The sequence below is a fragment of the Sulfurimonas sp. genome, from assembly GCF_050296975.1.
Lineage (GTDB): Bacteria > Campylobacterota > Campylobacteria > Campylobacterales > Sulfurimonadaceae > Sulfurimonas.
Window position 1 is genome coordinate 15,407 of sequence record NZ_JBNKRX010000024.1, and the last position, 13,244, is coordinate 28,650.

Sequence of the window (13,244 nt, forward strand, 5' to 3'; positions counted from 1 at the left end):
GATATATTAGCAAGATATTACTGAGAAAGAAATGTATAAAAAAAGTTTTTGGAGAAAATTGGTTTTTGAAGTTATAAAACTTTTCGGATGAACAATGTTCAGAGCCTTGCACAGGAACCATAACCTGTTTATTATAGCCCATTCGTTTCTCACTCGGATAAACTATATCCGTTATGATATAATTGTTTCTATTAAAAGGGAATTAAATGTCAAAACTTATATTAGGATTAGATGTAGGTATTACATCAATTGGATGGGCACTTATTTTAATTGATAAAGAAAATAATCTAAATAATAAAATAATTGATAGTGGTGTTCGGATTTTTACAATCGCAGAACACCCAAAAGATGGGAAGTCTTTGGCACTTCCAAGACGAGAAGCGAGATCAGCTAGACGCACCACAAAACGCAAAGCTCAAAAAGTAAGGGCTATAAAACGACTACTTCAAAAATACAAGATAATAACACTTCAAGAGTTAGAACATCTTTTTATTGGTAATAAAAACCAAAAAGATGTATGGCAACTTCGTAGAAATGCACTTTACCAGAAACTAGACAATAAAGAACTCGCTCGTGTAATGATCCACATCGCAAAACATCGTGGATATTTTTCAAATAGAAAAAGCGATCAACCAAGAAAAGACGATAAAGAAGGTAAAGCTGTACTTGGTGGAATAAGTCATAATGAAAAAATTTTAGACGAAAAAAGTTATCTTACTATAGGAGAATATTTATCTACAAAAGATAAAAAAAGAAACTCAAAAGGTAACTACGAAAATTCGATCTCCAGAGCGATGCTTGAATATGAGATAGAGACTATTTTTGCAAAACAAAAAGAGTATGGAAACACCTTAGTAAATGATACTCTTTTGCAAGAGTATAAAACGATAGCTTTTACTCAACGACCTTTAAAATCTGTTGAAGGGATGGTGGCAAATTGTCCATTTGAAACTTCACAAAAAAGAGCACCAAAAGCAAGTATAAGTTTTGAGACATTTCGAGCCTTACAAAAACTAAAAAACCTAAGAATTATTACACAAGATGAGGAAATTACACTCTCAAAAGAGCAGATATTACAAGTTGTAGAAAAGGCAAAAACCGTTTCATCATTGAGTTATAAACAATTAAAGAAGTTTTTAGGATTTGATGAAATTGTACAGTTTAAAGGTTTAAGCTATTTTGACCATAAAACAGGGGAAACAAAAGAGCCTGAAAACACTAAGCTATTAGAGTTTAGTGCATTTGTAAAACTAAAAAAAGTTCTAGAAAATGCTGATCATCTATACTGGTCAAAAATTGAAAATGACAATGAGCAACTTGATAAGATTGCAGAGATATTGAGTACCGAAAAAGATGATAACAAATCATTAGAAAAGCTTCGTCAAATTATTAGTAATGAAACAGTATGTCAAGCACTTTTGACACTCTCTTTTTCAGGGTTTGGGCATGTAAGTATAAAAGCATTGCAAAAAATCAATCCGCACCTTGCTAATGGCTTAGATTATGATAAAGCTTGTGAGATGGCTGGTTATGACTTTAAGGCGGTTTTTCAAGGAGATAAAACACTTTTACTCCCACCTTTAACTCCTCAAGAAAATTTAGAGATGACAAACCCTGTAGTAAAACGTGCAATAGCACAAATGCGTTTGGTTTACAATGCACTTGCCAGAAAATATGGAGCATTGGATGCTGTGCATGTTGAAGTGACTAGAGATATAAAAAAATCGCACAAAGATAGAAATGAGATTAGCAAAGCCCAAGAGGAGTTTCAGACACAAAAAGAGGAAGCAAAAGTGCATGCTATAGAGGTTTTAGGCAAAGAACCAAATGCAAAAGAACTTTTAAAATTTCGTCTTTGGAAAGAGCAAAACAAAGAGTGTATCTATAGTGGAAAATATATTGATCCACACACGCTATGTGATCCATATGCTACAGAAGTTGATCATGTATTGCCATATAGCAGATCATTAGATGATTCACTCAACAACAAAGTACTTTGCTTGACAAAAGAGAATCAGAATAAGGGGAATAAAACTCCGTTTGAGTATTTTGGATCAGATAAAGACGCAAAAGAATGGCAAGAGTTTGTTGGACGAATTGAAGGGCTAAAAAACTTAAAACAAGCCAAAAAAAGCAGACTTACAAAAACCAACTTTGATCAAAGTAGTGAGCAAACTTTCAAAGAAAGAAATAAAAACGATACATCTTATATAGCTAAATTTGTAAAAAATTATATAGAGGCACATATAGCATTTAAAGAATCCAAAGATAAACAGCACGTATTTACTAGAAATGGAATGCTAACAACTCAGCTTCGTTACAAATGGGGAGTTGGAGATAAAAACAGGCAAACCCATTTACACCATGCAGAAGATGCGATCATAGTAGCATTTTCTACTCAATCTCAGGTACAAAAACTCTCAGAAACATCCTCAAAAAGAGAAGGGTTTATCTACGAGAAAAAAGAGGAAAAAGCAAAGAAGATCAAGTTTGAACCACCTATGGAAGATTTTGGAGCGAAAGTTCAAGAAAGCATTGAAACGATTTTTGTTTCTTTTATGCCTCGTAGAAAAGTTGGAGGTTCTGCACATAAAGAAACAGTCTATAGTCCTAAAACGATGAGTGTAAAAAAAGAGGATGGAAAAATTGACACTCTCAAAGGTAATAGTAGTAAAAATAATGTCAAATTAAAACATGGAATAGCTTTAAATGATGGTATGCCTCGTATAGACTTATTTCAGCATAAAAAGACTAAAAAGTACTATATTGTTCCAATTTATGTAAGCGATTTTGTCAAAGAGACATTACCAAATAAAGCAATAGTCGCTGGAAATAAGCCTTGGCTTGAGATGGATGAAGAATATGAGTTTATGTTTTCTTTTTATAAAAACGATTTGATCGGGATAAAAACAAAACAAACTCCAAAAAAAGAGTCAGTACAAATTTTAGGATATTACGATAGCACTCATAGTGGTACTGCCCAAATAACAATTAAAGCGCATGATGCTTCTCAGGAATATCAATATGGTGCTCAAAACCTTGTCTTTATAAAAAAATATCAAGTCGATCCATTGGGCAATTATGTTGAAGTAAAACAGGAAAAACGTCAAGGAACAAAAAAGCAAAAATAAAAGGGGAGAGTGATGGCTGCTTGGAGAAGTATACTGGTAACAAAACCTTGTAAGTTAAGTCTAAAAGATATGCAACTTGTCTATAAACCCTACGAAGAAGAGAGCATAAAAGTTCCCCTCGAAGATATAACTGTTATAGTTCTTGAAACAAATCAAGCGACTATAACAACTGCACTTTTAAGTCAGATTGCTGAAAAAAATATAGCGATGTTTAGCTGTGATAGTTTTCATATACCAAATGGTTGTTTTACCCCTTTTCATCAACACTCAAGGCTCTCTCAAATAGCCCATATACAAACAGCTATGAAACTACCTCTAAAAAAACAATTTTGGCAAAAGATCATCACTCAAAAAATCACTAACCAATCAGCAATGCTTCATAAGTTTGAAAAAGAAAATATGCAACTAGAAGTTTTAAAAGACAAAGTAAAATCAGGTGATAGTGAAAATCTAGAAGCTTTAGCTGCTAGAAAATACTGGAAACTTTTTTTTGATCGATTTACCCGTGATCAAAAAGCACTTGATCCAAAAAATATAGCACTTAATTATGGTTACGCCATTGTACGAGGTGCAGTAGCTAGATCACTTGTAGCGTATGGACTTTTACCTACTTTTGGAGTATTTCATAGTTCTGAGCTTAATGCTTATAATTTAGCCGATGATATGATCGAGCCTCTTAGGCCAATGGTTGATATGGTTGTGAAAAAGTTAGAATTAGAAGATGAGCTAGCTGTAGAGATGGGTGTGAGTGTAAAATCTGCACTCATAAATATCTTAAATATGCAGATGCGTTTGAATAATGAAAATGTCACAATAGTGAGTATATGTGACATCATGGCATACAGTTTTGTAAAAGCATTGAAACATAATGATGTAAATCATCTAAAACTTCCAGAGATAGCATGAAAGAGCAAAAGTTTATGTGGTTGTTTGTATTTTTTGACCTACCAACAAAAACAAAAAAAGATCGACGTAAATACACACAATTTCGTAACCACTTACTAAAAGATGGTTTTATTATGATGCAATTTTCTGTATACACAAGAATTTGCAAGGGAGATGATAGTGTTGAAACTCACAAAAAGCGTGTCAAAGATCATATACCCCCAAAAGGAAATGTGCGGATGATCTCTATCACAGATCTACAGTACTCAAAAATGGAAACTGTTATAGGGATCAAGACCCAAGAGGAAAAACTAGAAAAAAAGCAACTTTTACTTTTTTGAGTAAAATTGAAACAAAATTTATGATTATTTTTTCAAAAAGTGTATGTTTTTAGTATGTATACTCAACAAAAAAATACAACTTTATTGGTAAATTTTTAGAAGTTTAAATATTTTTTTTAAAGAAACATCTGTTGTAGAACCCCTAATATAAGGGTTCTAGAAGCTTGTAGTATAGCACATCCGAGTGAGAAAGGGAGCTATAACTTAAAGAGCAGTTTTTTAATATTTATGAAGAGTATAGCACATCCGAGTGAGAAAGGGAGCTATAACGGAAGATATTACACATATACATTCAGTAACAGTATAGCACATCCGAGTGAGAAAGGGAGCTATAACTGTCGCACCATCAATTGAATAGTAAGTTACAGTATAGCACATCCGAGTGAGAAAGGGAGCTATAACCATAGACAAACTCTGGTCATGCAAGCATTCAGTATAGCACATCCGAGTGAGAAAGGGAGCTATAACGTTTGAAAAAAGAGTAACAAAGGTAAAAGTAGTATAGCACATCCGAGTGAGAAAGGGAGCTATAACAAATGAAGCTGAGGAAACTTTAAAGATCATAGTATAGCACATCCGAGTGAGAAAGGGAGCTATAACGTATACTTACGACTAGCCACCATCAAGACAAGTATAGCACATCCGAGTGAGAAAGGGAGCTATAACCCAAAGCGATCACGTGTCGTAATAGTGTGAAGTATAGCACATCCGAGTGAGAAAGGGAGCTATAACTTATTCCCACCATGGAACTTGTTTGTCACGAGTATAGCACATCCGAGTGAGAAAGGGAGCTATAACTGGATATCTTGCTGCTCTTGCAAATCATCAAGTATAGCACATCCGAGTGAGAAAGGGAGCTATAACAATCATAAAAGATGTGAGGCTTAGACATATAGTATAGCACATCCGAGTGAGAAAGGGAGCTATAACCTATTACTAAAAGGATTACATTTTATTTCTAGTATAGCACATCCGAGTGAGAAAGGGAGCTATAACTCTCTTTATCATCATTAGAAAAACCAAGTAAGTATAGCACATCCGAGTGAGAAAGGGAGCTATAACTTTCCGATTAGCTTTATATTCAGGATAAAGAGTATAGCACATCCGAGTGAGAAAGGGAGCTATAACTTGAGCTTGAGCTAATTGTTGTTGTGCTCTAGTATAGCACATCCGAGTGAGAAAGGGAGCTATAACACTGTATCTAAATATCATCTAATCCCCTTTAGTATAGCACATCCGAGTGAGAAAGGGAGCTATAACTCTATCAATTGTGGTTTGAGATAAGCAATCAGTATAGCACATCCGAGTGAGAAAGGGAGCTATAACCGATAGTTAACGACTTCAAAAGAATGTAAAAGTATAGCACATCCGAGTGAGAAAGGGAGCTATAACTGTAAAACTTACAAAACTTGATACCATAACAGTATAGCACATCCGAGTGAGAAAGGGAGCTATAACGATCGAGATATTCAGATCATGGATTATCCAAGTATAGCACATCCGAGTGAGAAAGGGAGCTATAACAAACTACTTACATATGATCCAAACGGTTCAAGTATAGCACATCCGAGTGAGAAAAGAGATTAGTATGAATGCATAAAAATGCACTCATAAAAGATTAATGTATAAAAGTATGTGGAACGATAAGTGGATACTTTTTCATTCTTCTGTAGATATGTTTACGTACAGCTTGACGTAAATCTGCTTCAAAAGCTTTATGGTTGTTGATAAGCCCTGGCTTCATATTGATTAGAAAATGTTCTATTACATCTTCCATCTCTTTTGCAAAAGCTTTATCTTTTTTATCTGCTACAAGACCAAATGACGTTACTTTTGGTTTGTTAAGCATTTTGCCATCTTGCTCACTCACTTCAACAACTAACATAACAACACCATCGTTAGCTAACTTTTGACGATCGATTACGATATCATCTTCGATCTCAAGGTTATTTTGGTTGTCGATGTATGTTTTACCAGTTTTGACAGTTTTTACTTTTCTCATATATTTTGGTGCTACTTCAATCTGCTCACCATCTGTCATAAGTAAAATATTTCTCTCAGGAACTCCACACATGATAGCTGTCTCTTTGTGCTTCATAACATGGTTAAATTCACCATGAACAGGTAAGAAAAACTTAGGATTAACCAAACGAAGCATTAGCTTTTGCTCTTCTATCGAAGCGTGACCTGAAACGTGAATATCTCTATCCATAGCTACTTGTGCACCACATCTTTGGATAAAGTTCATCATATTTGAGATACTTCCCTCATTCCCAGGGATTGGTCTAGAAGAGAGGACAATTAAATCTGTTGGTTTAATCTTAATGTGTCTATGCTCACCTATACTCATTCTAAAAAGTGCCGAGTTTGCTTCCCCTTGTGAACCAGTTGTAACAATGAGTACATCTTTATCGTTCATACGAGAAACTTCTTCGGCATCAACGAAGATATTTTTTGGAAAGCGGATATAGTCATACTGCATTGCTATCTCAATATTACGCTCCATACTACGCCCAATAACACACACTTTACGCCCATACTTTATACCATACTGGATAGCTTGGTATACACGGTGAATATTTGAGCTAAATGTTGAAAGGATTACCCTCCCCTCAGCTCTATAAAACACACGGTCAAGTGCTGGAGCGACTGTTAACTCTGATGGTGTTGGATTTGGGTTATGTGAGTTTGTTGAGTCACTAAGTAAACAAAGTACCCCTTTATCTCCATAATGTGCTAAACGATGTAAATCAGCTGGGTATCCATCAACTGGCGTGTGGTCAATTTTAAAGTCACCCGTATGGATGATAGTTCCCGCTTCAGTAGTGATAGCAAGTGCTGAAGAATCTACAATAGAGTGAGTCATATGCATCCACTCGATCTCAAAGTCATTACCGATTTTATATACTTGACGCTTTTCAATAGGATTGAAAAATCTTCTACAATCTTTTAGATGATGCTCATCAAACTTATTTCCAATCATCGCAAGTGGAAGTGGTGTCCCATAAATTGGGAACTGCATCTCTTTGTAAAGGTATGGCATCGCACCGATGTGATCTTCGTGAGCGTGGGTAATAATCACACCAACGATTTTATTTTTTATCTCTCTGATATATGAAAAATCAGGGATTAGAATATCAACACCATGCATCTCACCATCAGGGAAACTCATCCCAACGTCGATCAAAATTGCTTCATTTTCAGTTTCAAAAACAGCAATATTTCCACCAATTTCACCTAAACCACCAAGTGGAGTTATGCGTACTTTTGCTTTAGAGTTGAGATCAAGCTTATAGTGAGGGTTAAGTCTTTGTTTGTGAGATTCTTGATTTTTTACTACAAAAGCTTTGAGGTTTTCATCAACTGGTGTAGACTGTTTACGTCCACGTGAGCCACTTCTACTTCTATTGTTGTTAGCTGCTGGTTTTTTTTCATCACCAGTTTTAGCGTTTGCATTTGGTCTGCGATTGTTATTGTTTCTTCTATTTTGATTTGGTTTGCGATCTGTTTGAGGTTTTTGTTGTACCTCTGTAGTCTCTTCTGCCATCCAAACTCCTTATATTATTTTTTTATAGAGTTGGTGATAGTCCTTAGTTGAAACCTGATGTGGGCGGATAGTCGATAAAAGCTCTAATTCACTAAAAGCTACTTGGAGTTTTTGTTTATCATACTTCGAAGAGAGATTTTTCATCAGTGTTTTTCGAGGCTGTGTGAATGCAACTCTCAAATATGCCTCAAAAGCACTGTCTGATCTATCTTTTTGCTTCTTTATAAGAAAAACTGCGGAATCAACCTTTGGCTGTGGATCAAAAGCGGTTGGTGGAACTTTGACTATAATGTTAGCCTCTCCAACACTTTGGGTAATGACTCCCAAAGAACCAAAAACTTTTTCACCTTCACTTGCACAAAACTTCTCTGCAACTTCAAGTTGTACCATTACAAGTATATTTTTACACATCGAATCTGCAAGGGCTTTTAAAATGATGTTCGTAGCTATATAATAGGGCAAATTTGCCACTAAGTCATACGGCTCATCTATAAGCTCACTCTGCCAAGCTTCTAAAACATCCCCACTATTTATATGGAGTCGCTTGGTATTGATCTCTTCTTCAAATTTACTTTGTAACAGTTTACATAAATCGGTATCTACCTCAAAAGCTTCTACACTTTTGACATCAACTAAGAACTTAGTTAAATCACCTAAGCCAGGTCCAATTTCAACAATTTTATTGTCATTTTTGGGCATCGCTTCGACGATTTTTCTCAAAACTTCTTGGTCTTGCAAGAAATTTTGTCCAAATTTCTTTTTAGCCACAACATTATGGTTATTCATGCTTAGGAGTTTATAATATTATTCCTTACATGAAGGTAATAATATCATAAATTTTTCCTTTTTAGACTAATTGCGCAATCTTTTCTTCTGGAATCGCTATTAAACGACGCTCTAAGCGATTTATCTCATCTAAAAGTTGTCTTGAAATCTCTTCCATCTCTTTATAATAAGTTTCTGCGAGTTCATGTTCTGTTTTTGTAATCTCTTTTCTTTTAAATCCAAAAAGTTTTGCAAAAAAACCAGCTTTTTTTTCTTGAGAAAAATAGATATTAAAAATCTTGAGGTATTGGTCATGAAGATTGAAATGTAGTTTTTCAATCCCTTGCATACACTCTAGTGGATTATTTGAGAGACCATTTAACACTTGCCCATCACTATAAAACCATTTTCCAAATTTACACTCTGTAGAGTCAACAGGGATAGCACCCTCTTCTATATCTACACCATTAATAAGTAATTTCGCTTTTTGAACCCATTTAATATGTGCAGACTTGGCTGCTCTTAAATGCTCCAGTACCTCTTCTTTTGTCATGTTTTATCCTATTAGAAGATATAGTTCTATCATTAGTAAATATTATATTGCCATTATATTTAAAAATTTCTAAAACAAGCAAAATTTATCACAATTTTAGTCTGTTATAATATATTAACATAATTTTATCACATGTTTCACGTGAAACACGTTAAGAAAACGACAATTTCTTGTCGTTTTTAGTGTTGGAACCGCCGACCATGTCCGAAGGACGGGCGAGGACTTATTCTAATTGAATGAGAACTACAGATGATGTCCGAAGAACGAGCAAGGACTACTCCAACTTGTTTAAAGCACCAAAATATATCAACAAAACTCTAAGCATATATAAACATCATAAAAGATATAATACCCACATGAATTATTTTGCTAAAAGAATCATCCCTTGTTTGGATGTAAAAGATGGTCGTGTTGTCAAAGGTGTTAACTTTGTTGGTTTACAAGATGCAGGTGATCCTGTTGAAGTTGCTCGCCGTTATAATGAAGAGGGAGCTGATGAAATCACTTTTTTAGATATTACAGCCTCTTCAGATAATCGTGACACAATTGTAGATATCGTTGCACAAGTAGCTCGTGAAATATTTATCCCCTTAACTGTTGGTGGTGGGATTCGTAAACTTGATGACATCTATAAACTACTCAATGTAGGCTGTGATAAAGTAAGTGTAAACTCCGCTGCAATTAAACGTCCTGAACTTATAGATGAAGGTGCTAAAAGATTTGGTAGTCAATGTATAGTTACTGCAATCGATGTAAAAAAGACTGGAGATAGATACAATGTATACCTCAATGGTGGACGTGTTGATACTGGTATAGATGCTATTGAGTGGGCAAAAGAAGCAGTAGGGCGTGGAAGTGGAGAGATACTCCTTACTTCTATGGATACAGATGGTACAAAAGCTGGTTTTGAGCTGGATATTACCAAAGCTATCTCAGAAGCTGTGAATGTTCCTGTCATTGCGAGTGGTGGTGCTGGAACAATGGAGCACATTAAAGATGCTTTTAATGCTGGAGCAGATGCAGCACTTGCAGCGAGTATCTTTCACTATAAAGAGATTGATATCATGGAACTCAAACACTACCTACATGAAAACAATATCCCTGTAAGGTTATAAGAGTGCAAGATTTAAAACAAACTCTTTTAAAAGCATATGAGTTTCGTCACGCATGTAAACTATTTGATGAAAGCAAAAAGATTTCAGATAAAGATTTTGAGTTTGTTTTAGAGACTGCTAGACTCTCACCTACCTCTTTTGGTATGGAAGGTGTGAGACTAATTGTTATAACAAATCAAGAGCTAAAAGCAAAGCTAAAACCTCTATGTTGGAATCAAAACCAAATAGACTCATGCTCACATTTGGTAGTTTTTAAAACAAAAACAAAAGATTTAAAGCCTTATAGTGAATGGACAAAAGCTAAATTTGCCCAAAGGGGACTAGCTCAAGAGGCACAAGATAAATATATGCAAGTGTATGCAAACTTTCACAAAACCCTCAAGTCTGATGATATCTATGAATGGGGAACTCGTCAAGCGTACATAATGTTTAGCTCGATGATAACCTCTGCTGCTTTGCTTGGTATAGATTCCTGCCCAATTGAGGGTTTTGAGAAAGAAAACCTTGAAAAAACACTTGAAATTGATCTCAGCGAAGAAGAGATATCTTTAGTTTGTACATTTGGTTATAGAATAAATCCTCAACCTGCAAAATTTAGACTCTCTCTTGATGAGATGTGTGAGTTCAAACAATGATAATCTGTGCTGGAAACAATGAAACATTTGATTTTGCCACTCCTATGGGCGTTGGATTAATAGAGAGTGCAATGAATATAACGCGTCTTTGTTTATTTGACAAACCAGAGTTTTTACTCTTTGTTGGAACTGCTGGAAGCTACGGGAATGCAAAAATATTTGACATAATTGAGAGTAAAACAGCTGCAAATATAGAGCTTGGTTTTTTAGACAACTGCGCATATACACCTCTTGATAATGTTATATCCACTAACACTGAAGAGACAAAAGATGTTATAGTCAACAGCTCCAACTATATAAGCACTTGTAAAGACAAATCTGCAAAGTTTTTAAACTATGGCATTGGTATAGAAAATATGGAGTTTTTTTCAATTCTTTCAGTGGCAAAAGAGTTCAATATCCCTGCTGGTGGTGTGTTTTGTGTTACAAACTATACAGATGAAAATGCACATAAAGATTTTGTAAAAAATCATGAAAAAGCAAAAAAACTTTTAGAAGAACATACTAAAAAACGCATTAAGGAACTAACAAAAAGATGACTAACATAAAACCATCTCTATACGATTTTTCCTTACAAGAGCTAAGCCAACAAGTAAAACCCTCTTTTCGAGCAAAACAAATTTATGGTTGGTTATATCACCAATATGCTCAAGATTTTGATGATATGAAAAACATTCCTAAAAATCTCAAAGAGGAACTGAGAGAAAAGTTTGTCATAAACCCTATGAAAATAGTTCGTAAAGAGGAATCAAGTGATGGAACTATCAAGTACCTTTTTGAACTTCAAGATGGAAAAACTGTAGAAGCAGTTTGGCTTAAAATGAAAGAGGATCAATATGACGATGCTGGAAAACTAATCCAAGAAGCAAAGTACACTATTTGTGTCTCGACTCAAGTTGGCTGTAAAGTAGGATGTGCCTTTTGTTTAACAGCTAAGGGTGGTTTTACGAGAGATTTAAGTGCTGGAGAAATTGTTGCTCAAGTTGTAAACCTAAAACGCGATAATGAGCATAAACACAATAGAAAAATAAATATAGTCTATATGGGGATGGGTGAACCACTCGATAATCTAGATAATCTAGCAAAAGCTATAGAAATATTTAAAGAAGAAGATGGACTTGCAATCTCGGGAAAACGTCAAACTGTAAGTACAAGTGGTTTAAGCAATAAGATAGACGCTCTTGGAAAAATGGATTTAGGAGTTCATATAGCAATCTCTTTACATGCAGTTGATGATGAACTAAGAACTGAACTTATTCCAATGAATAAAGCCCATAATATCAATTCTATTATAGAAGCAGTAAAACGTTTTCCAATTGATACTCGTAAACGTGTTATGTTTGAGTATTTAGTTATAAAAGATAAAAATGATGATATAGCTAGTGCTAAAAAACTTGTAAAACTACTCTCAGGCATAAAAGCTAAAGTAAATCTTATCTATTTCAATCCCTATCCAGGAACTAGTTATGAGAGGCCTAGTTATGAAGATATGTATAATTTTCAAGAGTATTTAATCAAGCATGGTCTCTTATCTACTATTCGGGATTCTAAGGGGATTGATATTAGTGCCGCTTGCGGTCAATTAAAAGAAAAAACACAAAAGGATTTAAATGGGTGATTTTACAAGTGTTGATATATTTGAAGTTATTATTATAACTATTGTATTTGCAGTAGGTGTAGGTGGTTTTTTATATGCCGCTACGAAAAAAGACTAATTAATAAGGGAAAAAACTATGGCTATAGAGAAAACAGATGCTGATAGAATAAAAGAAGTATATAAATTATGTAAAGGCCATTTTGGTGATGTTCGTTTCGTTGGTATCAAATACCATGCGAAGATAGGATGGATAGCAAAAGCACAACTTGGTGAGGATTTTGAAAATCTTACAGCAGATGGAAAAACGAGTACAGATGCTATAAAAAAACTAAGATCTCGCGTTAAAAAAATTATAAAAAGATACAACGAAGTATAAATCTAGAAGAGAGACGACCAACACACCAGGGAGGTCGTCTATAAATGTAATAATACCCTACTTTTCTTAAATAAAAATTCTAAAAACAATATGTCCATATTTTTCAATTTTCATTGCTTAAATGAACTTATAATAGAAATAAAATTACGAAATTATTACAAAGTGTGTATTATTCACACATTGTTCTAATATGTGAATTATTTTCCCATTTAATGATAAAAAATCTCAAAATTCACTCCTCATTTAAGAGTTTTTTTATATAGAAAATTTCTTTTTCTAAAAAACATGAAACTGCTTGA

Annotated in this window: 11 protein-coding genes and 1 CRISPR repeat array; of the genes, 8 read left to right on the forward strand and 3 right to left on the reverse strand. The window is 34.4% G+C overall.

Features of this window, described 5'->3' with window-relative positions; translation table 11 throughout:
- Positions 1-206 precede the first annotated feature (206 nt).
- From cas9 to cas2, 3 genes are read left to right on the forward strand one after another with little or no spacing between them, the layout of a single operon-like run.
- Positions 207-3,131: a type II CRISPR RNA-guided endonuclease Cas9 gene (gene cas9, locus ACQY56_RS08045; RefSeq protein ID WP_428739261.1), complete on the forward strand. Its 2,925-nt coding sequence runs from the start codon at positions 207-209 to the stop codon at positions 3,129-3,131.
- 12 nt (positions 3,132-3,143) lie between these two features.
- Entirely contained in the window at positions 3,144-4,037 is an 894-nt protein-coding gene (gene cas1, locus ACQY56_RS08050) for a type II CRISPR-associated endonuclease Cas1 (protein WP_428739262.1), read from the forward strand.
- Positions 4,034-4,357: a CRISPR-associated endonuclease Cas2 gene (cas2, locus tag ACQY56_RS08055; RefSeq protein WP_428739263.1), complete on the forward strand. Its 324-nt coding sequence runs from the start codon at positions 4,034-4,036 to the stop codon at positions 4,355-4,357. The genes cas1 and cas2 overlap by 4 nt, the downstream gene beginning before the upstream one ends.
- 168 nt (positions 4,358-4,525) lie before the next feature.
- Positions 4,526-5,881: a CRISPR direct-repeat array (repeat unit 36 nt; unit sequence AGTATAGCACATCCGAGTGAGAAAGGGAGCTATAAC).
- A 94-nt stretch (positions 5,882-5,975) separates the two neighbouring features.
- Here cas2 and ACQY56_RS08060 read toward each other — a convergent pair.
- The 3 genes from ACQY56_RS08060 to ACQY56_RS08070 all read right to left on the reverse strand — a co-directional run bounded on the left by ACQY56_RS08060 (position 5,976) and on the right by ACQY56_RS08070 (position 9,222).
- Positions 5,976-7,904, reverse strand: a complete 1,929-nt coding sequence (locus ACQY56_RS08060; RefSeq protein WP_428739264.1) for a ribonuclease J — start codon at positions 7,902-7,904, stop codon at positions 5,976-5,978.
- Positions 7,905-7,913: 9 nt separating this feature from the next.
- Entirely contained in the window at positions 7,914-8,690 is a 777-nt protein-coding gene (gene rsmA / locus ACQY56_RS08065; RefSeq protein WP_428739265.1) for a 16S rRNA (adenine(1518)-N(6)/adenine(1519)-N(6))-dimethyltransferase RsmA, read from the reverse strand.
- A 61-nt stretch (positions 8,691-8,751) separates the two neighbouring features.
- The gene (locus ACQY56_RS08070; protein ID WP_428739958.1) at positions 8,752-9,222 is read right to left on the reverse strand and encodes a CZB domain-containing protein; all 471 of its coding nucleotides are present in this window, start codon (positions 9,220-9,222) and stop codon (positions 8,752-8,754) included.
- Positions 9,223-9,578: 356 nt separating this feature from the next.
- On the opposite strand from ACQY56_RS08070, the gene hisF reads away from it, so the two are divergent.
- The 5 genes from hisF to ACQY56_RS08095 all read left to right on the forward strand — a co-directional run bounded on the left by hisF (position 9,579) and on the right by ACQY56_RS08095 (position 12,945).
- Positions 9,579-10,337 (forward strand): imidazole glycerol phosphate synthase subunit HisF, encoded by a 759-nt coding sequence (gene hisF / locus ACQY56_RS08075; RefSeq protein WP_428739045.1) that lies wholly within the window; start codon positions 9,579-9,581, stop codon positions 10,335-10,337.
- A 2-nt stretch (positions 10,338-10,339) separates the two neighbouring features.
- Positions 10,340-10,972 (forward strand): NAD(P)H-dependent oxidoreductase, encoded by a 633-nt coding sequence (locus tag ACQY56_RS08080; RefSeq protein WP_428739044.1) that lies wholly within the window; start codon positions 10,340-10,342, stop codon positions 10,970-10,972.
- Complete coding sequence (locus ACQY56_RS08085; protein ID WP_428739043.1) at positions 10,969-11,511, forward strand: purine-nucleoside phosphorylase; 543 nt, start codon at positions 10,969-10,971, stop codon at positions 11,509-11,511. Before ACQY56_RS08080 ends, ACQY56_RS08085 begins: the two co-directional genes overlap by 4 nt.
- A complete protein-coding gene (gene rlmN, locus ACQY56_RS08090; protein ID WP_428739042.1) occupies positions 11,508-12,590 on the forward strand; it encodes a 23S rRNA (adenine(2503)-C(2))-methyltransferase RlmN in 1,083 nt (360 codons plus the stop codon). The genes ACQY56_RS08085 and rlmN overlap by 4 nt, the downstream gene beginning before the upstream one ends.
- A 115-nt stretch (positions 12,591-12,705) precedes the next feature.
- A complete protein-coding gene (locus ACQY56_RS08095) occupies positions 12,706-12,945 on the forward strand; it encodes a hypothetical protein (RefSeq protein WP_428739041.1) in 240 nt (79 codons plus the stop codon).
- The last annotated feature ends 299 nt before the right edge of the window (positions 12,946-13,244 follow it).